Annotated in this window: 16 protein-coding genes; 6 read left to right on the top strand and 10 right to left on the bottom strand. The window is 72.4% G+C overall.

Annotation, left to right across the window (positions count from 1 at the left end):
- Positions 1-26: 26 nt before the first annotated feature.
- From PPSIR1_RS18275 to PPSIR1_RS18265, 3 genes are all read right to left on the bottom strand, one after another.
- Positions 27-6,071, bottom strand: coding sequence for an alpha-2-macroglobulin family protein (locus PPSIR1_RS18275; RefSeq protein ID WP_157595685.1), 6,045 nt, complete (start codon positions 6,069-6,071; stop codon positions 27-29).
- Between the two features lie 148 nt (positions 6,072-6,219).
- Complete coding sequence (locus tag PPSIR1_RS49400) at positions 6,220-8,184, bottom strand: right-handed parallel beta-helix repeat-containing protein (protein WP_006972595.1); 1,965 nt, start codon at positions 8,182-8,184, stop codon at positions 6,220-6,222.
- 102 nt (positions 8,185-8,286) lie between these two features.
- Positions 8,287-9,636 (bottom strand): sigma 54-interacting transcriptional regulator, encoded by a 1,350-nt coding sequence (locus PPSIR1_RS18265; RefSeq protein WP_053335385.1) that lies wholly within the window; start codon positions 9,634-9,636, stop codon positions 8,287-8,289.
- 40 nt (positions 9,637-9,676) lie between these two features.
- Between PPSIR1_RS18265 and PPSIR1_RS18260 the strand changes: the two genes are divergently transcribed.
- A complete protein-coding gene (locus PPSIR1_RS18260) occupies positions 9,677-10,705 on the top strand; it encodes a serine/threonine-protein kinase (protein ID WP_157595684.1) in 1,029 nt (342 codons plus the stop codon).
- 8 nt (positions 10,706-10,713) lie between these two features.
- Here PPSIR1_RS18260 and PPSIR1_RS18255 read toward each other — a convergent pair whose 3' ends face one another.
- Positions 10,714-11,337 (bottom strand): RNA polymerase sigma factor, encoded by a 624-nt coding sequence (locus PPSIR1_RS18255; RefSeq protein WP_006972592.1) that lies wholly within the window; start codon positions 11,335-11,337, stop codon positions 10,714-10,716.
- Positions 11,338-11,421: 84 nt separating this feature from the next.
- On the opposite strand from PPSIR1_RS18255, the gene PPSIR1_RS18250 reads away from it, so the two are divergent.
- From PPSIR1_RS18250 to PPSIR1_RS18235, 4 genes are all read left to right on the top strand, one after another.
- The gene (locus PPSIR1_RS18250) at positions 11,422-11,817 is read left to right on the top strand and encodes a hypothetical protein (RefSeq protein ID WP_006972591.1); all 396 of its coding nucleotides are present in this window, start codon (positions 11,422-11,424) and stop codon (positions 11,815-11,817) included.
- 52 nt (positions 11,818-11,869) lie between these two features.
- On the top strand, positions 11,870-14,536 hold the full coding sequence (locus PPSIR1_RS18245) for a serine/threonine-protein kinase (protein ID WP_006972590.1): 2,667 nt from the start codon (positions 11,870-11,872) through the stop codon (positions 14,534-14,536).
- Between the two features lie 199 nt (positions 14,537-14,735).
- Positions 14,736-15,086: a hypothetical protein gene (locus PPSIR1_RS18240; RefSeq protein WP_006972589.1), complete on the top strand. Its 351-nt coding sequence runs from the start codon at positions 14,736-14,738 to the stop codon at positions 15,084-15,086.
- Positions 15,087-15,123: 37 nt separating this feature from the next.
- A complete protein-coding gene (locus PPSIR1_RS18235) occupies positions 15,124-15,438 on the top strand; it encodes a hypothetical protein (protein WP_006972588.1) in 315 nt (104 codons plus the stop codon).
- On the opposite strand, the gene PPSIR1_RS18230 is transcribed toward PPSIR1_RS18235, so the two are convergent.
- The 5 genes from PPSIR1_RS18230 to PPSIR1_RS18210 form a co-directional block, all read right to left on the bottom strand.
- Positions 15,435-15,896 (bottom strand): hypothetical protein, encoded by a 462-nt coding sequence (locus tag PPSIR1_RS18230; protein ID WP_006972587.1) that lies wholly within the window; start codon positions 15,894-15,896, stop codon positions 15,435-15,437. The two genes, PPSIR1_RS18235 and PPSIR1_RS18230, sit on opposite strands and share 4 nt — an antisense overlap.
- A 41-nt stretch (positions 15,897-15,937) precedes the next feature.
- The gene (locus tag PPSIR1_RS18225) at positions 15,938-16,162 is read right to left on the bottom strand and encodes a hypothetical protein (protein WP_006972586.1); all 225 of its coding nucleotides are present in this window, start codon (positions 16,160-16,162) and stop codon (positions 15,938-15,940) included.
- Between the two features lie 162 nt (positions 16,163-16,324).
- Positions 16,325-19,087 (bottom strand): ATP-binding protein, encoded by a 2,763-nt coding sequence (locus PPSIR1_RS43085; RefSeq protein ID WP_006972585.1) that lies wholly within the window; start codon positions 19,085-19,087, stop codon positions 16,325-16,327.
- Between the two features lie 312 nt (positions 19,088-19,399).
- Complete coding sequence (locus PPSIR1_RS18215; RefSeq protein WP_006972584.1) at positions 19,400-20,932, bottom strand: hydroxymethylglutaryl-CoA synthase family protein; 1,533 nt, start codon at positions 20,930-20,932, stop codon at positions 19,400-19,402.
- Between the two features lie 128 nt (positions 20,933-21,060).
- Positions 21,061-22,488, bottom strand: coding sequence for a hypothetical protein (locus PPSIR1_RS18210; protein ID WP_006972583.1), 1,428 nt, complete (start codon positions 22,486-22,488; stop codon positions 21,061-21,063).
- A 341-nt stretch (positions 22,489-22,829) separates the two neighbouring features.
- Here PPSIR1_RS18210 and PPSIR1_RS18205 point away from each other — a divergent pair, with 341 nt between their 5' ends.
- Complete coding sequence (locus PPSIR1_RS18205; protein WP_006972582.1) at positions 22,830-23,375, top strand: hypothetical protein; 546 nt, start codon at positions 22,830-22,832, stop codon at positions 23,373-23,375.
- Positions 23,376-23,463: 88 nt separating this feature from the next.
- Here PPSIR1_RS18205 and PPSIR1_RS18200 read toward each other — a convergent pair whose 3' ends face one another.
- On the bottom strand, positions 23,464-24,198 hold the full coding sequence (locus PPSIR1_RS18200; RefSeq protein ID WP_006972581.1) for a metallophosphoesterase family protein: 735 nt from the start codon (positions 24,196-24,198) through the stop codon (positions 23,464-23,466).
- Positions 24,199-24,205 lie beyond the last annotated feature (7 nt).

The raw sequence follows: 24,205 nt of genomic DNA, 5'->3' as shown, positions 1-24,205 counted from the left end.
AATTGCCGGGGCTTCGACAACGCAGTTCAGCGCACGCGGAGCCGCTGCCCCGTCGTGCGGGCGTGAATCTCCGGGTAGTACATGAGCTCGGCCGTGGCCGCGGGCATGGTGTAGTCCCCAGGGGTCGTCGCGCGCAGGAACACCGTAGTGTGGTGAATGCCTGGCTCGAGGTGATCGGCGTAGACCACTGCCCGATCGCGACGCAGCTCCTGGTGGCTGACCCAGGGCCCCCGCTCCCCCTCGATGCGCATGGCGGCGCGACCTCGGCCCAGCTCGACGTCGACGGCCTCGAGGCCCGCCGGCAGCGGAAGCTCCGCGACGAGGTGGTCGAGGGCAGAGCCGAGCTCGAGCTCGACGTCCATGGCCAGGAGGGTCCCCGAGGCGACGCTGGGGTCGTCCCCGAGCACGCCCGTCGCGTCGCGCAGCGTCCGGCGCAGCGTCACGCCGGCGGCCTTGGCCGGGAGGTCCGGGTCCGTCGAGGCCCACTCGAGGCCCACGCGGTAGTACATCCGCCCGGTCCCGGCGCGCTCGAGGATGAGCGGCTCCGCGGATGTTCGGGCGGAGCTTCGGGAAGCTGGAGCCCCTCGGGAGCTCGCCGCCAGCAGCTCGGCCATGGGCGTGAAGCCGTCCTCGAAGCCGAAGCTGCGCCCGGTCATGGCAATCGTAACCACGGGGAGGTTGTCGAGCCACACCCGGCCCTCGAAGTTGGGCTCCTCCGCCTCGTAGAGCGCAGCGTAGCGCGCCAGGGCGAACAGCGCGAAGGCGTTCTCCTGGGTGTTGGACCAGCGCCCGCCCCGGCGCGACTCGAGCAGGCCGCGGGTCAGCTTGGGCACCACCGGGTGGTCCGGATCCCGATCGAGGTAGACCAGGAGGACCAGCGCGCTGGTGCGCACCTCGCTGTCCCAATACCAGGTCCAGCGCGAGTCCAGCTCGATCTTGGCGAAGCCCTCGCGCTCGTCGATGCCCGCCGCGAGCTCGACGAGCAGCGCGTCGCCCCGGGGGTCGTCCGCGTCCATGGCCAGGGCCACCATCGCCTGGGCGAACACGGGCAGCCGCCCCCGGCGCTCGTGGAGGCCATCGACCGCGGCGCCGACCAGCGCGCGGTCCGAGACCATGGCCAGCGTCCAGGCGATCCACGCGGCCTCGACGTCCGCCTCGACGCTGGGGCCCGCCTGGCTCGCCCAGGTGTCGAGGCGCCAGCGCAGATAGGCCGTGGCGCCCGCGAGCATGTCCGAGGGCACGGGGTAGCCGGCGCGCTCGGCCTGGGTGAGGACCCAGGTCGCGTAGGCGGTCGCGTGGGGCGAGGCCTCGAGCCCGCCGGGCCAGTAGGCGAAGCCCCCGGAGCTCACCTGCATGGAGCGCAGGCGCTGGACCCCGGCGCGCACGTAACGGCTGGTGTCGTCGATGCCCAGCGGATAGCCCTGCTCGGCCAGCTGACCGAGGGGGACCAGGGGCGCGAGCGAGCTCGCGGTCTGCTCCGCGCAGCCGTGGGGGTAGTCGACCAAGTAGGCGACGGCGTCCTCGACCCCGCCGAGGATCGTCGAGCTCACCGACACGCTCAAGCCGCCGAAGGCGGGGTCGATGTTCGCGGGCAAGGTGAAGGGCAGCAGCGCCGCCACCGAGCCCGGGCTCTTCCGGCCCCTCCCCTCCCCGCCGACGGCCGAGCCCAGCTCGCCGTAGACCGCGACGCGATCGCTGAGGGTGCGCTCGGCCTCGACGGGCACGGGCAGACGCAGCACGTCGGACACCGCCTCACGACCGGCGGCGCTCGGGCGCAGGCGGGCGCGCACCTCGAAGTGGACCGCGCCGGTCTCCCGCGCGCGCACCTGGATCGGCAGCCGGATCTGGGCGCCGGCGTCCATGGCCAGCTTCGTCCGGGTCGAGCCGAGGATCTCGAGGGCCGAGGCGCCGCGGAGCGCTCGGCCGGCCGCGTCGACCAGGGCGACCTCGACCTCGAGCTGCCCGGCCCCGCCCCCGAGGTTGTCGACCAGCACGCCGAGCTCGGCGCTGTCGCCAGGGCGCAGCACCCGGGGCAAGGCCGCGCGGGCGACCAGGGGCCGGGTGACCCGAACGCGGGCGTCGCCCAGGCCAAAGCGGGGCTCGACCCGCGCGTCGGATCCGGGCTCCGTCAGCGGGGACGAGGCCACCGCCGTCAGCCGAAAGGTGGTGAGGTTGTCGGGCAGGGTCCCCTCGACCCGCGCGACGCCGTCGGCTCCGAGCTCAGCGTCACCGACGAAGATCGGCGCGCTCGAGAACTCGCTGCGGGCCGTGGGCATGGGGGCTTGCTCGAGCTCGCCGCCGGGTTGCCACCGCCACTCGCCCTCTTCCATGGCCATCGCCTCGCTGGACCCTGCGAGCGCTCCCATGACGCCCCCCGGGACGCCTCCAGGGATGCCCAGGATCCCCTCCCCGCCCGCTCGCCAGTTCGGGTCGAAGGCCCAGGGCGTGTAGGGGTCGCCGTGTGCTGCGTAGGGCGTGAGCAGCTCGGCGTAGCTGGAGACCACGTTCGGGATGTGTCCAAAACCCACCGCCAGCGTCCCGACCAGATCGGGGATCCGCGGCGGCGACAGGGCGTGGACGGCCTCGTCGACGGCCCACACGCTCACGTGGCCGGCCGCCGGACGGCCGCGGTAGTCCCGGGCGCGGACCTCGATGGCCACGGTCTCCCGGGGCTGGACGGTCTGGGGCGCCTCGACCTCGACCCGCAGCTGACGGCTGGCCACGCCGACGACCAGATCCACGCGCTGCGTCTGGAGCTCGGGCAAGCGCGGCGGCGCGGCGCCGAGGTCTCCCGGGGCGACGGCGAGGGCCATGAAGCTCACCTCGGGAGCCCACGCCTCGCTCACCTCGAAGTCGACGCTGGCCCGGCCCTGGTCGAACTCGACGGGGTGCACGCTGTGGACGCCGCCCTTGACGAGCAACAGCAGGGCCTGGCCGTGGGCCCACGGCGCGCGCAGCTGGACGCGCACGTGCTCGCCCACCTGCGCCTCGTGGGCGCTGAGCTCCAGGGTCAGGCGCTCGACGGGGGCGCTGGGGAAGCGCGCGCCACTATCCGGCAGGGCCGGCTCGGGCACCCACAGCTCGCTCTCGACGAAGGGCCGAGAGCGCTCTCCCGAGTCGACGCGGACTTCGTAGCGCCCCGGCTCGAGGGCGGCGAAGGTGCAGCTCCCCCCGCCCTGGGCGTCCGTCGACACCGCGCAGGGATCGAGGATCTGCGAGCGACGCTCGTGGCCCAGGTAGCGCCGGACCCCGCCCACGGTGTCGTAGATCGGCTCCCCCCAGACCCGGGTCAGGCCGACCTCCACCGCGGCCCCCGGCGCCCCCTCGCCGTCGAAGTCGAGGCTGCGCAGCTGGACCTCGAGGTCTTCGCCGGCCTCGACCTTGCGCGGGTGCTTCACGCCCACGTAGAGGGCGGGGTGCAGCATGAGCGCGACCTCGGCCCCGACCTCCGTCTCGCTCGCGTCGGCGACGGCGACGCTGTGGATGCACTGCGTCGGGAGCTCGGGGTTCGACGCCTCGGGGCGCAAGCTGTAGTCGACGCGGCCTTCGAGCGAGGGCGCGGGGAGCTCGACGGGGGCGAGGTCCTCGGACTTGCGAGGGTGCCCGCGGCTGGGCGCGGGGCCGACCGACCAACCCGGCTCGAGGCCCGGCGGGCGGTAGTCCGTCACCCGGCACTGGGTCCGCGTCCGGACCCGGCGCATGGGCACCGGACCGCCGAAGTAGTAGTGGGCCCGGAGGGCGAGCTCGGTCGCCTCGCCGTGGCGCAGGTCAGCCCGCGCCGAGCTGGCCTCGACCTGGAACGCCGGCGCCCGAAAGTCTTTGACCTGGACCGTCGCCCCCGCGGCTTTCAGGCCGTGGTCGACGATCTGCGCCTCGACGCGGTAGTCCCCCAGGCCCGCCGTGTCGGGGACCTCGAGGGTCGCCCAGAACTTGCCGTGCGCCTTGGCGTGGACCCGGACACGGTCGACGAGCTCCCCACGGAAATCGCGGAGCTCGACCTCGATCTCGGTGTCCTCGGGGAGCGGTCGCAGGGAGGCCAGGGTGTAGGGGCTCGCGATCGCGGCCCAGCCCATGGCGCGCACGGACTCCCCGGGGCGGTAGAGCGCGCGCTCGGTCATCAACGCCACGCGCAGGGACTCCCCCGAGCGCAGCGCCCCCCTGGCCTCGCCTCGGGGAAACCAGCCGAGCGCCTCGGCCGAGACCAGCAGGCGGTCGTCGCCATGGCGCACGCGCAGCACCTGGTTGAAGCTGGGCATCGACGCCGACGGGATCTCGATGAGGCCCTCGGCGTCGGTCTTGCCCAGCGACGCGACCACCCCCTCGCCGTCGAGGAGCTCGACCTCGGCACCCACCACGGGCGCGTTCGTGGTCAAGCTGGCCACCCGCACGACCCCGCGAGGCAGGCTCCCCGCTGCGCTGACGCCCAAGTCCGTGAGCTGCACGAGGCCGTGCAGGGGCGGAGGGACGCGGCGCCCCCGGGCCCGGGGCAAGAGCGCCGTCGCGTGGACCTCGTAGGCGATCAGCCCCGCCTTGCGCCCGCTCTCGGCCTGGAGGTCGAGGGTCTGTGACGACCACCCGTGGCTCCCCGAGTGCTGCACGGTCCGGTTCACGGGCTGGACGCCCGCCATCGCGTCGCGGATCACCTGGTCTCGCTTGGGGTGGCCGCGCTGGGACTTCCACGCCAGGAAGGCCTCGACGGCGCGCGGACCCTCGACGGCGGCGACGCGAGCCTCGAGGGTCTCGACGTGGCGGCTCTCGACGCCGATCTGGGTGGTCGCGGCCGTCGCCAGCGTGCCCGCGTCCGCGCTCAGCTCGAGGGCCGGCGGCGGCTCGACGAAGTGGACCTCGCGGCGCACGGGCTCGGCCAGGGTCTGGCCGTGGATGTCGGTGAGCGCGTCGATCTCGATGGCGTAGGTCTTTCCGACCTCGAAGTCGCCCCACACGAGGATGCCGTCGTGGGCGTTCAAGGCCCGCGCGGGGCCGTCCGCGTCCCAGTCGTAGCGCTGCATGATCGCCTTCCCGCCGCCGCCGCGGACGGCAGGCCGAATTCGGACCTTGCGCGCCTGGCCGCGCGAGATCGGCGAGGACAGGTAGAGGCTGACCGGGCCGAGCTCGCAGCCGTCGTCGTAGTCCCCGCCGTCGCACTCGAGCTCGATCACCCGCACGTGGCCGTCGGCGACGAAGGACAGGCGCTCGTCGTAGCCCATGGGCCGCGGGCCGAGCGTGCCGACCAGCTCACCGTCGACGTGGATCACCACCTCGCCCTCGGTCGGCCAGCGCGAGGCGGGTCGGATCTCGAAGTCGGCCTCCTGCCACCCCTCCAGGTCGGCCGGCAGCGCCCGGACCTTCACCGGGATCGACCGGCGCCGACCCTCGGCGTCGACGCTCTCGGCGCGCAGGTGCTTGCGAAAGGTCGACAGGCGCACGGGCTGGGTGGTGCTCGCCAGCACCGGGGCGCGCCAGTGGTAGCGGTCGTAGTCGCCAGCGACGGCGTCGTCGTCGACCCACAGGTACACCCCTGGGCCAGCGGTGGTGAACCGCCAGTCCCGGACGAAGCGTTGGCGCGGGCCGTCGACGGCCTCGAGCTCGGCCTCGAAGTGGACCTCGAAGGTGCGCGCGGGCGGGAGCTCGCCCTCGGGCACGAACTCGAGCCGCGTCGGCTCGATCCACCGGGCCTTCCCGGCCACGGCGGGCTCGATGCGCAGGCCGGCCTGCTCGGCGCTCATCCACTCCGAGTCTCCCAGCGGCACCATGGGTCGGTTGAAGCGCACGGACAGCTCCGCGCGCGCTCCGACCTCGCCGCGGGGTCGGACCTCATCGATGGCCGGGCTCGGGAGGGGCGGGAGCTCGGGGGGCGCGGGCGGGCCCGAGCGGGCCTTTTGCTCGCGCCCGTCGCTCGCGCGGCGTTGCTCGGCGAGCGCGCCCGGATCGAAGGTCGCCAGCTGGGGCGTGTCGGCCCCCACTCGAGGCGCGCGACGGGGCAAGCCCCCCGAATACGACCCGCTGCACGCCGAGATCAGGACCGCGACGAGGAGCAGCCAGACCCCGAGGGGTCTGGCCGTGGCGCTCATCCATCGCCGCCGACGGGAGCTGGAAGGGTGATGCGTCACGGGTGGAGTGTCCTGGTCGAGTGCGTCCGTGCAAAGACAAGCGAGCGGCCGCTGGCGCCTTACACGTGTCGCACTCTACGGGGCGAAGCCCCCCTCCAGCCACTCCGAGCTAGGGACAGGCTCCCACGGCGCTCAGCGGCGTGTAGTGCATGCCCGCGTCGAGCAAGCCCGAGTCCGTGCACTGGCTGGCCTGGGTCGTCGCCGTGCTCCAGTCGAGCTCGTTGAGCTCGGGCGGCGGGGGCACGGCGGCCAGGTCGACGCAGGGGCTGGCGAGGTCGAGGTAGAGCTCGATGAAGCCGTCGTCGTCGAGGTCGGCGGGCGCGAAGGGAGAGCCGACGAGCTCGACGCTGTTGCCCTGGAGGTCCACGACGTTGTCCGGGCTCGCGGGGATGCACGAGTCCGTGGTGACCACGGGGAAGTCGTCGGGGAAGGGGGCCGAGTTGCGCACGGTGTCCGGCCAGAACACGCTCGCGGTCACCGTGGCGAACTGGGTGTTGTTGCCCGAGTCGAGGCCGTTGGGCTCGCCCGCGGCGAGGTTGCCCGTGAAGCTCGAGCGGATGATCTCCGGGGACCCGTAGATGCCCCCGCCCTGGTCCCCGGCGACGTTGTCGATGAACTCGCTGTCGCGCACGTAGCTGGGGCTGCCGAAGGCGCTCAGGTCCTCGATGGCCCCGCCGTCGCCGACGGCGGTGTTGGCGATGAAGCGGGTGCGCTCGATCTCGAGATCGCCGGCCGAGACCGCGCCGCCGTCGAGCTCGCTCGAGTTGCCGACGAACAGGCAGTCGCGCAGGCGCAGCCCGTCCTCGATGAGCCCTCCGCCGGCCGCGACCGCGCCCCCCGGCTTGTCGCTGTGGTTGTTGATGAAGCGGCAGTCGACGGCCGTGACCTGCTGCCCGCGCAGCCCGCTGTCGAGGTTGTCCTCGAAGGTGCAGTTGGTCGCCACCACCCACTTGCTCGCCATCGAGACGCCGCTGTTGTTGGAGAAGGTCGTGTCGGTGGCGCTCGCCTGGGCGTAGTCGAAGCCGCCGTTGAAGGCGGCGACGATCGTCAGCCCGGGGTTGTCGTGGACGTCGCAGCCCTCGAAGGAAAAGCGCGCGTCGCTGGCGTAGCCGACCGAGCCGTCCCCCCCGGCGAAGTTGTTGCGCAGCTCGGAGTCGACGACGCGCACGGTCACGGCCTGGGTGGCGATGCCCAGCGCGCCGCCGTTGCTGGCCGTGTTGTCCTCGAGCAGGGAGTTGCGGATCTCGACCGCGGCCGTGAAGAAGCCCGGGGAGTGGACCCGGACCGCGCCGCCGAGCGTGGCCGAGCCGCCGCGGAGGCTGAAGCCGTCGACGAGCAGGTCGTCGTTGATGACCACGATGGAGTCCTGGGCCGGGCCGAGGGTGCTCTCGTGCAGGCCGAGGACGCGCTCGTCGAGGCTGGTCTCCGTGCCCGCGAAGCCGCCGTAGAGCTCGAGGGCGTGGCTGGGCTGGACGGCCACGGAGTCGCTGCCCTCGCCGGGGTAGTCGCCGCCCGCGACCCAGATCTGCTGGCCGGGGCCGGAGCAGTCCATGGCCTCCTGCACGGTCTGGAAGGCGCTCGCCCAGCTCGTCCCGTCGCCGTCCGGGGGCGCGTCGTCGTCGACGTGGAGGATGCAGTCGACGCCGCAGTTGGGGTCGCAGTTCGGAGGCAGGCCGGTCTCGGACTCGGTGTCCGTCTCGGTCTCCGTGCTCGATTCTGTCTCTGTCTCCGTGCTCGATTCTGTCTCTGTCTCTGTCTCTGTCTCTGTCTCCGTCTCTGTCTCCGTGCCGGTCTCCGTCTCCGTGCTCGACTCCGACTCGGACTCGGACTCGGTCTCCGTATCCGTCTCCGTCTCCGTCTCCGTGCTCGACTCGGACTCCGTACCCGATTCGGACTCCGTACTCGATTCGGACTCGGACTCCGATTCCGACTCCGACTCCGACCCCGTGCTCGACTCCGACTCCGACTCGGTCTCCGTCTCCGACTCTGTCCCAGCCGTATCCGTCCCCGTGTCCTCGGCGACGGGCACCACGTCGTCCGCGGGGCACCCTCCCGCAAAGACGAGGATCAGCAAGGCAGCGAGTCTGGGGTTGCGCGCGGCGAGAGCAAATCGAGACGCAGTCGACATCGCTCGTTCATGGAGCGAGGCCGCCGCATCCTTCACGCCGAACGCGACCTACACGAGATCGTGCTTGCGCAGCAGGGTCCGCAGGTGCTTGCGGTCCATCCCCGCCGCCCGGGCGGCCGCGGAGATGTTGCCCTCGTTGCGCTCCATCAGCTCCCCGAGGTAGCGCAGCTCGAACTGCTCGAGCAGATGCTGCTTGGCGTCGGCGTAGGGCAGATCCGTGCGCACGCTCAGCCCCTCCTCGGTGCTGGCCTCCCCTGGCAAGCTCACCCGCAGGTCGCCAAAGCCCTCGGCCGCGGGCGAGAGCGCCAGCGCCCGGTCGAGGACGTTGCGGAGCTCGCGGACGTTCCCGGGCCAGTCGTAGGCGATCAGCCGTTCGAGGTTGGGGCCGCCGATGGTCCAGTCCTCGACACCCTCGCGCTCGAAGAAGCCGCGCCGGGTCAGCAGCTCGCGGATCGTCGGGACCAGGTCCTCGCGCCGGGCTCGGAGCGGAGGCAAGAGCACGCGCAAGACCGACAGCCGATAGTAGAGATCGGGGCGAAACTCGCCGCGGGCGACGGCCAGGGCCAGGTCGCTCTGGCAGGCCGCGACCACGCGCACGTCGACCTCGACCTCGTCGTCGCTGCCCACGGGCCGGACCCGCCGGGACTCGAGGGCGCGGAGCAGGCGGGGCTGGAGGTGGGGCGGGAGCGAGTCGACCTCGTCGAGGAACAAGGTCCCGCCGTGGGCCCGGACGAAGGCCCCCTTGCGCGCCTGCATGGCCCCGGTGAAGGCCCCCTTGACGTGGCCAAAGAGCTCGCTCTCGACCAGGTTGTCGGGCAGCGCCCCGCAGTCGAGGGCGACCATGGCCCCGCGCCGGCGCGCGCCCAGATCGTGGATCGCCCGGGCGCACAGCTCCTTGCCGGTGCCGGTCTCGCCCTCGAGCAGCACGGTGACGTCGCTGTCGGCGGCGCGCTCGAGGATGGTGAACAACACGCGCATGTCGAGGCTCTCGCCGACCAGGTCGCCGAGGCGCCGGCGCGCGCTCGGGGGCAGGTCGAGGCTGGCGGGCTCGGGGCGCAGGCGCAGGTAGGTCGTGCCCAGGCGCAGGGTCGAGCCGGCCCGGATGCGCGCCTCGGAGATGGCGGCGCCCTCGAACAAGGTTCCGTTCTTCGACCCGAGATCGCGGACCATGTAGCCGCTGCGCCCGCCCGCCAGGGCCAGGATCTCGAGGTGGCGCCGCGACACCCGGGGATCGCTGAGCACGAGATCGCAGCCCGGCTCGCTGCCCACGACCAGCCGCTCGCCCTCGAAGGCCACCGCCCGGCCCATGTCCGGCCCCTCGACGACGACGAGCTGAACCCGTCCGGAGTGGTCGGAGGACGCCGGATAGTCCGGATGGTCCGATGCGACCGTGGCGATTGTCGCGGTCGAGTCGATGGGCGGTATTGTGGGGCTAACGATGGCCCCGGTCGAGTCCCCTCCCCCGCCGCGGCGAAGTTCGCCCCCAGGCGGCGCCCAAGACCCCCCTGCGCTGCCTCGGCAGCTCGGGCCCTACCGCATCCTGCGGCGCATCGGCGCGGGCGGGATGGCCGAGGTCCACCTCGCGCGGCGCTACGGGGCGAGCGGCTGGGACAAGCAGGTGGCCATCAAGGTGCTGCGCCCGGAGCATCGCGGGCGCTCGGACTTCGAGCGCCTGCTCATCGGCGAGGCCCGGCTCGGCTCGCGCTTCAATCACCCGGGGCTGGTCTCGGTCCACGACCTCGGGCTGGCAGGCAGCATCTACTACGTGTGCATGGACTACGTCGACGGGCGCGATCTGTCGGCGCTGATGCGACGCCGCCGCCTGCCCGCGCCCCTGGCCCTGCTCGTCGGCGAGCAGCTCGCCAGCGCCCTCGCCTACGTGCACGCGCTGACCGACGAGCACGGCCGCAGCCTCGGCCTGGTCCACCGCGACGTCAGCCCGGGCAACGTGCTGTTGTCGCGCTCGGGGGCCGTCAAGCTCAGCGACTTCGGCATCGCCAAGGCCACCGCCGCCGACGCCACCTGGGGGCGGCTGCGCATGGGCAAGTACGCCTACATGGCGCCGGAGCAGCTGACCGGCGGCGCCCTGACCGGCGCGGCCGACCTGTTCGCCCTCGGGGTCACGCTGCACGAGTGCCTGCTCGGGCGCCGCCCCTTCGACGGCCACGACCCCGACGACACCATGGACGCGATCCGGCGGGCCGAGTTTGGGCCCAACCACGACTTTGGCGGCCTCGACGAAGAGCTCGTCGCGGTGCTGCGCAGCACCCTGGCCCGGGACGCCAGCCGGCGCATGCCCGGCGGCGCGGTCGGGCTGGCGCGGGCGCTCAACGAGGCGCGGCGGCGCTACCCGCCGGTGGCGATGGTCGACCTCGGCGCTTGGGTGCGAGAGACCCTGGATGGGGACCCGGGGGCGAGCGGCGTGATGGTGCTCGAGACCCTGGGCATGGACGACGAGGCTAGTTAGCGAGCTGGCTAGCCCCGCCCCGTCCGGAAGAACTCCCCGAGCTCGCGCAGCGCCCCCTCGAGGTCCGGCTCGTCGGCGTCGCCCGCCGCCGGAGCGCAACGCACAAAACAGTCCCGCAGCGCCTTGCGAGCCGTGCCCAGCCGACTCCGCAGGGTCCGCTCCGGGATGCCCTGGATCTCGGCGAGCTCGTTGCCCGTCATGTCCTGCCAGTAGTAGAGCTCGAGCAGCTCCTTGGTCTGGACCGGGAGGCCGCGCAGGCACTGGAGCAGGCGGCGGTGGGACTCGATCTGCGTGACGAGGTGGGAGGGCGAGGCGCCCTGGTCGACGACCGAGTGGGTCATCTCGTCGAACTGCCCCTTGCCCCGGTAGCGCTGGCGCAGGTGGTCGTAGAGGGTCCGGCGGGCGATGACGAACAGGAAGGTCCGGAAGCTCGAGCGGCCCTCGAAGGTGCCGACGGCCGCGACCACGCGCTTGAAGGTCTCCTGCAGCAGGTCCTCGCGCTCCCGGTCGCTGACGGCGTTGAGGAAGAACAGCCGGACGGCGTCGAAGTGCCGGATGACGAGCTCGTTGCCTGCCTCGGCGTCGCCCGCCTGCCAGCGCTGCAAGAGCTCGCGCTCGTCGCGCTTTGCCACCTCGCCAGCCTACCAGGGGCCGCCACGGATGAAGCGCGAAACTTTTTTCGGTCGTTCAGGCTCGGGCGGCGACTACCTGGAGCGATGGCCGAGACCGAGACGATCACCGACGACGCGCTGCTCGAGTCGTGGCGCCAGGGGGACGCCGCCGCCGGGCGTGCGCTCATCCAGCGCCACTTCGACTGGCTGTGGGCGAGCCTGGCCGCCCGCGCCCCCGCGCGCTCCCGCGAGGGGCTCACGCGCACGGTCTTCGAGGGCCTGCTGACCGATCGCGGCGTTCGCGGGGGTGGGAGCCAGCCCATGCGCGAGCGGCTGTGGGAGCTGGCCTGCGAGCAGCTGGCGCTCCTCGACAGCCAGCCCCGCGCGGAGGCCCGGCCCGGCGGGATGTGGGCCTCGACCCGGGAAGTGCGGATCGAAGATCGAGAATCGTGCTTGGCGGACACTGCAATGATCGCCGACGATCGAGGCTCCGGCGGCTGAGCCTCCCCTTCCCCTCCTTCCAGCCCTTCCACGCCCCTCCCTTTCCACCCCCATGGCTGCCCCCCAGCTCGAGTCCGAGAACGCGCCCAGGGGCCTGAGCGCCGCTCCAGGGCCCTCGGGAGGGTCGCGGCGGACCATCGAGGCCGAGTACGAGTGCCAGTCGACCCTCGTCAAGCTCGGCCTGCGCCCGGAGGTCGCCATCACCCTCGGCGGTCGCTACGTCATCCGCGACCTCATCGCCCGGGGCGGCATGGCAGTGGTCTACCGGGCCTACGATCCCTCCGTCGAGCGCGAGGTCGCCATCAAGGTGGTCTCGACGACCAACGAGGACCACCAGCGCCAGCTGAGGCTGCGCGCCGAGGCCTGGGCCCTGGGCCGCTTCCAGCACCCCAACGTCGTCCAGGTCTACGACGTCGGCACCTCCGAGCTCGACGAGGTGTTCATGGTCATGGAGTACGTGGCCGGCGAGACCCTCGACCAGTGGTGCGAGCGCGAAAAGCCCGAGCGCGCGGCCATCCTCGACGCCTACATCGCCGCCGGCCGGGGCCTGGCCGCGGCCCACAAACGCGCCATCCTCCACCGCGACTTCAAGCCGGCCAACGTGCTCGTCGTCGCCGAGGGCGGGCGCTGCACCCGGGTCCGCGTGAGCGACTTTGGCCTGGCCAGCGGCGAGGCCCTGCGCGAGGTCCAGCGCCGCGCCGAGCCGGGCTCCGAGGCCCTGCGCGAGGGCGGCGGGACCCCGGGCTACATGGCCCCGGAGCAGCTCGACCCGGAGCGCGTCGGCGAGGTCGGCCCGCCCGCGGACCAGTACGCCTTTTGCGTGGCCGCGTGGATGGCCCTGACCGGCGAGCCGCCCTTCGTCGGCGAGGCCATCCTCGACCCCCAGGCCCGGCGCCTGCCCCCGCCTCGGCCCAAGGGCATGCCGCGCTGGATCTACCGGGCCCTGCGCCGCGGCCTCGCCCACGATCCGGCGCGCCGGCACCCGAGCATGGCCGCGCTCTTGGCCGTGCTCGACGACCCGCCCGGGCCCAAGCTGCGCCGCGGCGCGCTGCTCTTGCTCGGCCTCGGCCTCGGCCTGGTCATCGCGCTGTCGAGCGTGCGCCTGTTCGATGAGGCCGAGGATCCCTGCGCCGCCGTCGACGACGAGCTCGCGGCGGTCTGGGGGCCCGAGCGCCGCGCCCAGCTCCACGACACCCTCGCGGCCCGGGACCGGCCCGGCGCGCGCAGCCAGGCCGCCCGGGTGGTCGCCGCCGCCGACGACTTCGCGGCGCGCTGGCGGACCGGCCGACGCACGCTGTGCGAGGCCGAGGCCCCGCCCGCGCCGAGCGACGCGGCCGCCCAGACCCACCGCGACGCCCTCGCGGTCTTCGACCACCAGCTGACCTTCATCGAGGACCACCCCTTCGAGCACTCGAGCGCCGGCCTCGACGCGCTCAGCTCGCGCTGGCTGCTCGACGCGCCGACTAGCTTGGCCCGCTCGCCGCTGCTGCCCGAGCTGCGCCAGCGCCTGGTCGAGGTCGAGGGCTACCGGCTGCTCGGCGAGCTCGCGCAAGCCAACGCGCGGCTCCAGGCGACCCAGTCCCTGGCCGAGAGCGCCGACCCCTGCCTGCCCAACACCGAGTTCCGGGCCGAGCTCGCCGCCACCCAGCTCCAGCTCGGCCGCGTCCGCCTCGACCAGGGCCTGATCGCCGGCGCGCTCCGGGCCTTCGAGCGCAGCAGCGAGCACGCCCGAGCTTGCGGCGCGGCGGCCATCGAGGTCGAGGCCCTGCTCGCCCTCGCCAAGCTCCGCGCCCACGAGCAGGGCGAGCCCCAGGGCGCCCGCGCGGCGCTGCGCTTCGCCGACGTCGGCCTCGCGCTGCTCGAGCGCGACGGGCCCCAGCCCTCGCTGCGCTACGCCCGACACATGACCCAGGGCAGCCTCGCGCTGTCCGAGCGCGACTGGACGGCCGCGGCGGCCAGCTTCGACCTCGCCGAGCAGCTCGTCGCCGACGACGCCCCGATCCTCGCCGCCCGGGCCCGCAACGCCCGGGGCAGCGCCCACCAACGCGCCGGCGAATTCGAGACCGCGCGCGCCGACTACACCCACGCCCGCGCGCTCTTGTCGTCCCGAGCCATCGACGCCCGGGACCCGGCCCTGCGCCGGCAGTGGGCCTACCCGAACTACAACCGCTGCAGCCTGGCCATCGAGGAGCTGCGCCGGGCCAAGCTGCGCGGCCGCGGGCCGGGCTACCTGTCCGCCCGCGCCCAGTGCATGGAGGCCGCGGCCACGACCACGGCCCAGCTGCGCCTCGCCGTCGAGATCGAGCGGCTGCGCCTCGACGTGGTCACCCTGCCCAGGGACCCCGCGCCCGCGCTGCTGGCCGAGCTCGAGCTGGGCTACCGGGCCCGCCGCCTCGCCCACGACGCGCGCAGCCTGCCCGTGGCCTCCCCGCGCCACCGCGCCATGGCCCTGTACTGGGCGGGCCGGACCCTCGACTACCTCGACGACCCCGACCGCGTGTACCCGCTGAGCGAGTCCGCCGGGATGTGGGAGCGCCTCGGCGAGGGCGGCATGATCGAGGCGAGCCAGCTGCTCCTGGCCGAGACCCAGTTCGAGATCGGCGACTTCGAGCGCGCGCGCCTGTCCTACGCGCGCCTGCGCGACAGCCACGGCGCCGACACCTGGGTGTTCGCCAAGGCCCAGGCCCGCCTCGACGCCATCGCCGACGAAACGCGCTGAGCGGAGCGAGTCTCCCGCGCCAAGACTCGCCGAATCCGGCGAGTTTTATTTGTTCTGCGGCCAATCATTCGGCGATCGGCGGCGACTAGGTCTCATGAAGGCGCGAGCGCCCGGACCCCCGCCGCGGGCTCCGAGCACGACGAGGACCCCAGACCCGGGGCGCTCTCCAGCCTGCCTCCAAGCCCGAGAGACGATCGCCATGAAGCCCGAGATGACCGCCCCCTTCGCCCGCCTCCTCGCCCTCGCCAGCGTGGTCGCCCTCCCCTTGCTGACCACCGCTTGCGACTTCAGCGTGCACGGCGTGGGCTCGACGCCCAGCCTCTCGTCGAGCGACCTGGCCAACCCCAGCGGCAGCGTCGGCACCGCGCTGGTCCTCGACGACAGCCCCCACGCCGCGACCGGCGGGGGCGGAGGCGGCGGGCTGTGGGGCGACAAGGGCTACGCCGACGTGTGCGCGGGCCTGCCCCCCGCCCAAGAAAAAGAGTGCCGCGCCCGCCTCGACAACGGGCCCGGACCGATCCGCTTCACCCTGATGGCGCCGTCGAACTGAGCCGCGCGAGCGCTCGTCGCCCGCACCACGGAGACCCATGACCGAGCACCTCCTCCACCGCCCCGGCCCCGCCCTGGCCCTCGCCTTCGCCCTCGCTTTGCTGGGCACGGCCTGCGACCTCGGGCCCCAGCTGCCCTTACCTGGCGCGAGCGCGGGCGCGGCGGACACCTACGCCCCCATCGCCGAGCCGCCCAAGGGCGTGACCAGCTTCAACCAGAGCGCGACCAAAGAAGAGCGCAGCCTCGCCGGGCTGTGCGAGGGGCTCCCGCCCGAGGACTACGAGAAGTGCCGCGACCTCCTCGACAACGGCGGCGAGGGGCCGCCCCTGCCCAAGCCCCGGTCGAGCCGCTAACCCCCGCCCAGGTCGATGTCCGGCGGCGGGTCGAAGTCCTCCGGCTGGCAGTCCTCGCTCAGCGGGCAGATCTTCTGGAAGTAGCCGTCGAGCAGCTCGTTGGTGTTCGTATCCCGGATGTAGGCGTCGAGGACGAAGGACCAGTCGAAGGAATTCGGACCCGTGGACGGCCAGGCCGCGTCGTCGAGGTCGTAGCAGTTCACCCCGTCGAAGGCGTCGAGGTAAAACCAGTCGATCTCCGCGCGGCCGCCGTGCACGTCCCCCTTGGGGTAGGCGTAGACCTCGACGATGAGCCGGTAGTGGTCGCCCGGGCCCATCTCCGGCATGGGGTCGACGTAGATCTTGGAGCAGTCCGCCTCGACGTCTCCGTCGTCGCTGAGCGCCGACTCGTCTGCCTCGGAGTCGCAGGCGAGGAGGCCCAGCGCGAGGAGCGAACAGGCACAGCTGGTTGCGATCATCGACCTCACGATCCGAGTGTGCCACGGAGCCCGCGCTTCGATCACCTCGCCCGGGCCGCCTCGCCTGCGACGCCCACGGCCGGCAGCGAGCACGTGCGCTCGACGGCCTCGCGCGCGTCCCACGAGCACAGGCAGCTGCCGTCCTCGGCCATGCGCCCGTAGACCAGCGGGTAGGCCCCGGGATCGGCGATGCGGGCCGCGCTGGCGACGCGCTCGCGGAGCATCGCGGGCATGGGGCCGAAGTCCGCGGGCACGTGGATCGCCACCGCCCCGCGGCGCGACGCGGACGAGCGCGCTCGCGGCTCGCGCTGGCTCGAGCGCGCGCCCGTCCCCGCCCGGTCGGGTCACGACTCGCGCCGCGACGGCCCCGAGCGCCAGCATCCCGAGGGCGAGCACCGCCACGCGACCTCGGTCCATCTCCGAGGGACTTACACCGACTCGCTACGCCCAGCCTGGGCGCCGCGGCCCGCCTTGCCCGCCTTGCCGTCGAGCGCAGCACGGACGCGGGCGGCGAGCTCGGCCTGGCGAAAGGGCTTGGGCAAGATCTCGGCGTCCGCACCGAGGGCCTCGATGCTGACGCGCTCGTCGTCGATGTGGCCGGTCATGTAGAGCACGGCGAGCTCGGGTCGAAGCTTGCGAAGCTCGGCCGCGGCGTCGGGGCCCGAGAGCCCGGGCATCAAGATGTCGGACAGCAGCAGGTCGATCGTGCCCGGGTACGCGCGGACCCGCTCGAGGGCCTGCCGCCCGTCGCTGGCCAGCAGCACGGTGTAGCCAAAGTTCTCGAGGCTGCGCGCGGTCACCCGGCCGACGACCTCCGAGTCCTCGAGCACGAGCACGGTCTCACCGGGCCGGGCCCCCTCGAGCTCATCGCTGGCCTCGACGCGCGGCTTGGCCGCGCCCTTGGCTTCGGGCAGGTAGACGTCGATGCGCGTCCCGACCCCCAGCGCGCTGTCGATGTCGATCACCCCGCCGGTCTGCTTGGCGACGCCATAGACGATCGCCAGCCCCAGGCCCGTGCCGCGCCCCGCGGCCTTGGTCGTGAAGAAGGGCTCCATGGCCCGGGCCCGGGTCGCCTCGTCCATGCCCACGCCCGTGTCGCTGACCGAGAGCAGGACGTGGGGGCCCGGGGCGAGGGCCAGGCCCCGCTCGTCGTCGGCGTCGAGCACGATCCGGCGGAGCGCGAGCCCCAGCCGCCCGCCCTCGGGCATGGCGTCGCGGGCGTTGGTCGCGAGGTTGAGCAGCAGCTGCTCGACCTGACCGCGATCGGCTCGGATCATCAGGGGCTCCCCGTCGTCACCGTCTTCGCTCAGCGCGATCTCGATGTCCTCGCTCAGCAGCCGACGCAGCAGCGAGCGCGACTGCTCGACGACCTCGCGAAGATCGAAGACCTCGGCGTTGTAGAGCTCGCGGCGAGAGAACGCGAGCAGCTGGCCGGTCAACCACCGCGCGCGCTCGGCCGCCTCGAGCACCACGCCGAGGTCTTCCTGGGCTTCGGCGTTGCCCTCGAGCTCGGCCACCAGCAGCTCGGACTGACCGAAGATGACGGTCAGCAGGTTGTTGAAGTCGTGCGCCACGCCGCCCGCGAGCTGGCCGAGGGCGTCCATCTTCTGCGAGTGGCGGAGCTGATCTTCGAGCTCGATCCGCGCGCTGATGTCGGTCGCAATCCCGCACAGCGCCCCGAGCTCGCCGGTGGGGCTGGGCAAGGGAAACTTCACGGTGATGTAGGTGCCCTCCCCTGCGTCCGAGACGACCCGCTCCTCGAACTGCATCGGCTCGCCAGCGAGCAGCACCTCCCTGTCGTTGGCCTGCATCCTCTCGGCGACCGCAGGCGGGAGGAAGTCGACGTCGCTCAGGCCTTCGAGCTCGGGGCGGTTGCCGAACAGCTCGTGCCAGCGTCGGTTGGTCAGCAGGTAGCGGCCCTCGAGATCCTTGATGAAGATGACCGCGGGGGTGTGATCGAGGATCGCTTGGAGCAGGGCCTCGCCCTCGCGCCGGGCCTCGACCTCGGCCACGAGCTCGTGGGTCTTGAGCTCGACCGTATCGCGCATCCGGCCGAAGGCGGCCGCGAGGTCCCCGAGTTCGTCGTCGCGCCGGGTCGGCAGCGGGGCGTCCCGCTCGCCCCGCGCGAGGGCCTCGCTCGCCGCCGTCAACTCGGCGAGCGGATCTCCGACGTTGCGGCGCAAGACCAGGAACACCAGCAAGAACTCGAACAAGAGCGAGACCACCCCGAGCGCGAGCACGATCTTGGTCGGACCCGAGGCCCGCGCGCGGACCAGATCGCCGGGCAGCACGACGATGAGGAACCACCCAGGCCCGGCGATCCGCGTGATCGCCAGGTACTCGTCGGTGACCGCGTTGAACGCGAGGTGTTCCCCCGGCCCGAGCGACCGAGCCAGGCGCAGCGTCTCCGCCAGACCCGGGTGCTCGCTCGCGCGGATCTCGATGTCCAGGCTCGCGTCGCCGTGGTCGGCGTAGAGCTCGGGGCCCATGATCAGCCGCCCGTCCTCGCGAATGATCAAGTTGTGGGTCCCTGGCAGGGTCTCGTTGACGCTGCTCTCGACGAGCTCGTCGAGGGTGATGTCCATGCCGACGTTGGCCACGTGGCGACCGCCGATGTCGATCGGCGTCTCGCACGAGACCATCCACGGCCCGTAGTGATCGCGGTACATCCGGGTCCAGGCGGGCTCGCGGCTGGGGTCGCGCGCGGGCGTGCCGACGGCGAAGAACTCTTCGTCGTGGAGGTCGAGGTCGGGGTCGACGCCCGTCGCCCAGTCGGCCGCGCTCGGCCAGTAGTAGGTGATGGCGTTGGCCGAGTTCACCACGTAGATGTTGAGAGAGCGCAGGCTCAGGCCGGGGCCGTAGCGCTGGACGAGGTCGTGGCCGACGAGCAGCTCGCGCTGGAGCTCGGGGTCGAGCTCGACCCCGCGGCGCGCCCACAGCTGCGCGCGGCCAGGGTCCCCGAAGGTCGACGCGCGGTTGCGGGTGACGCCGCGCTCGTCCTCGAAGAAGCGCTCCGTGAATTCGGGCCCGGCCCCTTCCCCGCGACGCGCCAGCGCGGCCTCGAACTCGGCCGCGAGCTGGGCCTGGATCGCCTCGGTCTGAACGAACAGCTCCTGCTCGTGGCGGCCACGCTCGAGCGCGTAGTTCTCGATGGTCTCGAGTGATTCGCGCTCGAGCCGAGCGGAGACCAATGCGTATGCGACGAGTGTAGAGAGCGCGATGACGATACTCGCGAACACCGCGATTCGTGACAGCACCCGGCTCGCCAGCGTCCCCCGCAGCACGGGCGCAGAGGCCTTGGGCGAGCCTGGATCGCTGCTCGAGACATCACCCACCCCGCGAGCTTACCGCACCCCCACGAGGCTCCGATGCCCAACTTCTTGGGCTGGGCGCAACAGTCGGCGTCGACTCGGCCCGGGTGTTCGAGAGCGCCCCTGGGCCTGCGTTTTGACAGACCCCCTCAGCGCAGACGCCCCACTCGGAGGAGGGGGGCAAGGCAGCCTTCAGACGAAGTCGTAGTACTCCATGCCGATGTCCGCGAAGTCCGGGCGGTCCTTGCTGCCGACCTCGCGGATCACGAAGCCCTGCGTCGACGCCAGGCCGTCCACGGCCCGCCCGTCGTGGAGCGCCTCGTACTGCTCGCGGTCGAGGTCGTTGGCGTTGGCCAGGGCCGCCTCGAAGCCGATGGTCGCGGCGGCCTCGCGCCAGGTCGGCATGACCGTGGCGGGGATGGCCTCGGCCGCGTCGCCGCTGCCGTAGCCGATGAGCAGGATCTCGCTGCCGGCCTGGATCGACGCGTCGGCGGCCTCGCGGCGGCAGGCGTCGTCGAAGCCCGCGGCGATCCACGCCGGGAGCGAGGCGGTGTAGAGGTTCCCGCACTGGCGGACCCGCTCGGCGCCGAGGCCCAGCTTGTTGGCGCTGAAGTTGCGGTACCAGGCCTGCTTGCGGAACAGCTTGGCGAGGTGGTTGACCGCGGCGAAGGGATCGTGGTCGGCCCCCTGCGCCCGCGCCTCGGCCCACAGGTCGAAGCCCTCGCCGGCCCGGCGGTCGACCTGGGCGAGGACGTCCTCGGCGGACACCCCGGCCTGCTCGCACAGCGCGGCGAGCTGGGCCCGCGCCTCGCCCCCGCTGCCCGCCGCCTGCCGGGCCAGGTCCCAGGTCAGCGCCGTCGCCAGGGCCGTGCTCGGCAGGTGGTGGTAGGGGCGGTGGAAGAAGATCCCGGCGAGGGACTCGTAGTAGGACCGGCGATCGCCGTCGAGGCCCTGGCGCCCGAACATCGCGTCGAGGGCCGCGATGACCTCGTCGACGTAGCACAGCGTCGAGTACTTGCCGTTGAACACGGGGAAGTCCCGGGGCGTCTGCTCCTCGCCGCGGTAGTCGGCCATGAAGTGGCGCGCGAAGGGCTTGCGGAAGTCGTAGCCGCGGTAGCTCGAGGCCGAGCCCGCGCGGTCGAGGTCGAGGGCGAGCAGCTTGGGCTCGGCCTCCATCGCAAAGGCGACCGCGCCGGCGCCCTGGGTCTGCTCGCCGGTGCTGCCCCGGCGGTAGGCGGCGATGTCCGAGCTGACCACGATGGCCACGCGCTCGCGGCCCTCGCAGGCCAGGTAGCGCGCCGCCGACTTCATGGCGTAGACGCCCCCGAGGCAGGCGTGCTTGAACTCGGGCACCTCGCAGTCCCGGGCCAGGCTGGGCAGGCCGCGGACCCGCAGGGCCTCGTCGACCATGCCGCGGACGATCACCGCGCCCGCGGCGTTGTCCGTCGAGGACTCCGTGCCGAGGGCGAAGTAGCCGACCCGGCGCGGGTCGATGCCGTTGGCCTCGATCAGCTGGAGCGCCGCGTTGGCGGCCATGGTGTAGACGTTCTCGTCGGGGGCGCAGACCCGGAAGCTGCGGCCGACGACGGCGGCGACCTTGGCCCAGGGGGCGCCGGTCCACTCGCACCAGCGCTCGAGGTCGACGCGGTTGCGGGGCAGATAGATCGAGATGGCGCTGATGCCCGGTCGGGCGTGGTCACGGCTGGATCGAGCGGAAGCGTTCACGCCCGTGATTTGCCCTGACTTTGAGAGACAAAAAAGAGCCCCACGTCACCAAGGCCCGCAGGTGGGCTCACACGGGTGGCTGAGGTCACAGCTGTCGCATTTGCGCAACTGCGGTGTGTGGCCGGACTTCAACGCCACGAGTGCTGCGGATCCCAGCGGCTGCGCTCGCCCAGCTCCGCCACGGGCGCGAAGGCCCCTCGCACCGAGACCAGCCTCGAGCCGAAGCGGCGACGCACCGCGTCCCAGCTGCCCTCGACCTCGCCGTCCTCGACGACGATGCGCTCGATCCTCGACAGGGCGTCGGCCCCATCGAGCAGCAAGCGAGCGGTGTTCTCGCTCAGCCGCGGCAGCCGAAGCTCGCGCAGCGCCAGGGAGTCGACGTTCTCGAGCAGCGCGATCAGACCGCTCGGCCCCTGGATGGACAGCTCCCGCAGCTTGCTCGACGCGCTCAGGCCACTGAGGATGCCCCGCAGTCTCGCGTCCCCAGCTTGCTCCCGAGACCACGGGTCGTAGACCTCCGTGCAGCGGATCCACAGGCGCTCGAGGTCGGTCCACGGCCCCGCGCTCAGGCTCGACAACAAGCGCACGCTCAGGCGCGGGACGTGGAGCTCGAGGGCGCGGACCCGCGGCATGGCGGGCAGGCCCGCGAACAGTCGGCCGGTCAGGCGCAACGCTCGAAGGCGCGGGGCGAGCTGCAGCAGGCGCTCGAGATCGTCGAGGGGGCCGATGCGCGTGAGCACCGTTCGTTTGCGCTGCACCCCGGAGCTGTCCCGGACCCAGGCGCCCTCCTTGAGGGTCCCGAGCTGCAGCCGACACAGGGCCGGCCGCGGCCCCTCGGCGAGCACCCGGAGCGCGCGCTGGTAGTCGCCCTTGGCCCGCGGGTCGAGCTGCGTGAGGTTGAGGGTCCGCAGCAAGCCGGCGAGGGGGTGACGAAGCAGGCGCTCGAGCGCCGGGACCAGGTCCGACGCGCCGAGGCGCCAGGCCGAGAGATCGAAGTCGCCGACCTCCGTGCCCAGGTGCGCCCCCGCGATCCATCCGTGATCCCAATCGAGGCGGACCGGCCGGTTGGGGCCGCACAGCTGGGACAGGTCGCCGAGCCAGCGCGGGCTCCACTCGTCGATCAGCGCGCGGCGGCGACGGACCAAGCGGTCGCGCTCGAAGCTCGACGCCATCGGATCGAGCTCGAAGCGCCGCAAGGTCTCGTCGACGGTCACCAACTCACCGCGCACGTCGCCGCGTGCGCCCAGCCAGTCTCCGAGCACGGACCACGCGATCGAGGGGTCGCCGCCGCCGTCGGGATCGAGCTCCTGCAGCAGCCGCGCCTCGAGCTCTGGACTGCAGGCGAGCTCCGAGTCCCCCTGGTTCTCGACGGGGACATACCCCTCCTCGAGCTTGGCTCGGATCAGCGCCTCGAACTGCCGACGCGCGACGGGCAGGTAGTGCTCGGCCCGCACGGTCTCTTCGGGCGCTTCGCCATGGGCCCCCGAGCGGATCCGGATGCGTCGCCCCTCCCGCTCGATCTCCCAGAAGCGATCCTCGCTTTCGAAGCGCGGCATCGAGACGGGAGCATAGACCGCTCGCTCCTTTCATGCGCGCTCATGTGGATCCCAGTGTCAGTTTCATGGGCGGCGGGACGTGCCTCGTGCTTTTGAGAGGTCGCGCAGTGTCCTTCACAGAACGCGAGTTGGGTTCACTTTTTCTGCATCGAGGACTGGGCGACACACCTTGCTAGTGGTAAGAACCGTACTGGTCACGGCCACACTGCGCGCCTCCTCAGCGACCCGCGCGCAGCATCCAGCGACCCACGCGCGGTCCGCCCTCTCGGGGCGAGACCCGCCACCAGCCCACCAACCGGCAGTTCGGCCTCCCTCGGCAGAGCTTCAGATTCGTCGTCTCCATGCGCCCAGTCCACCCCCTCGCCCCCCTCGACTCTGCCGCCTCCGCCGAGGCGCTGTCGATGATGGCGACCATCTGGCGCGAGCGACTCACCGAGCTCTCGGTGCGCCTCGCAGGCGCGCGAGATGCGTGGAAGGTCGAGTGGGTCATTCACGAGTGGGCCTGTGAGCGCCTCGCCAGCGCCGCGATTCGCGTGGGAACAAACAATGAAGGCCTGACCGGTCACCCACCGGCGCGCTGGCGGATCCTCGTCCACGTCGAAGCGTCGACGAATCCCGCTGAGATCCCCCTGTGCGCCCTGGCCGTCCTCGACGGCCGCGACCCCTTGCTCCCCGACAACGTCGTCGCCGCGCTCGTCCGCGCGCCCACGCTCCCGACCGCGGCGATCGCCGCTCGCGGGGGCGGGCGCCCAACCGAGGACGAGGCGATCATCGCCGCCGAGTCGACCCTGGTCCATGAAGCGCTGGTCGGGCACACGGGCGAAGGCGAGCTCCCCCTCGCGCTGCGCCTCGCCCTCGCGCGCATCGTCCTCGAGCACAAACTTTGAGGGCTGCCTCAGCTGGCCATGCCCCCAACGACTTCGGCGCTCACCGTCTGGGACGGGAGCGCCGATTTGCGTGGTTGGAGACGGCCCGCTACACGCCCGCGAACAGGCGCGCGCCGAAGCTGTCGCTGAGCTGGCCGATGTCGTAGATGCGCTTGGCCGCCTCGGCGATGTCGTACTCGACGCGCTTGAACTCGAAGCTGCGCCGGCCGCTGTCGTAGATGGTGTAGCTGGCCCGCGGATCGTGGTCGCGGGGCTGACCCACGCTGCCCACGGAGATGACGTAGCGGTACTCCTCGCGGACCTCGAACTGCTTGGTCACGACCTCGAAGACCCGCTCCTTGCTGATCGCGAAGGCCTTGCACAGGTGCGAGTGGCCGATGAAGGTCGCCTGCCCGAGGCGCTCCCAGATCGGGATGCAGGTCATCGCCTGCTCGACGCTGAAGATGTACTCGAACTCCTCGAGGTCCACGGGCGAGCCGTGGCAAAAGTGCGTGCCCTCGTCCTTCTCCATGTAGGCGAGGTTGCGCAGCCACTCCATGTTCTCGTCGCTGAGGATGCGCCGGTGGTAGTCCAGGGCCTCGCGCGCGGCGTCGTAGTAGTAGCTGTAGTCCATGCGCCCAGCGACCGCGGCGTCATGGTTGCCGAGGATGGTGTGCTTGGCGTTCTTGCGCACGATGTCCGCGCACTCGTTGGGCTGGGAGCCGTAGCCGACCGTGTCGCCGAGGCAGATGAGCGCGTCGACCTTCTCCTGGTCGAAGCAACGCATCACCGCATTCAGGGCGGGGAGGTTGGCGTGCGTGTCGCTGAAGATTCCGTAGCGCATGGTTGGA

The organism is Plesiocystis pacifica SIR-1, assembly GCF_000170895.1.
In the GTDB taxonomy this organism is placed as follows: Bacteria; Myxococcota_A; Polyangia; order Nannocystales; family Nannocystaceae; genus Plesiocystis; species Plesiocystis pacifica.
Note: the sequence above shows the minus strand (reverse complement) of the source record. Positions and strands in the feature narration are given on the sequence as shown.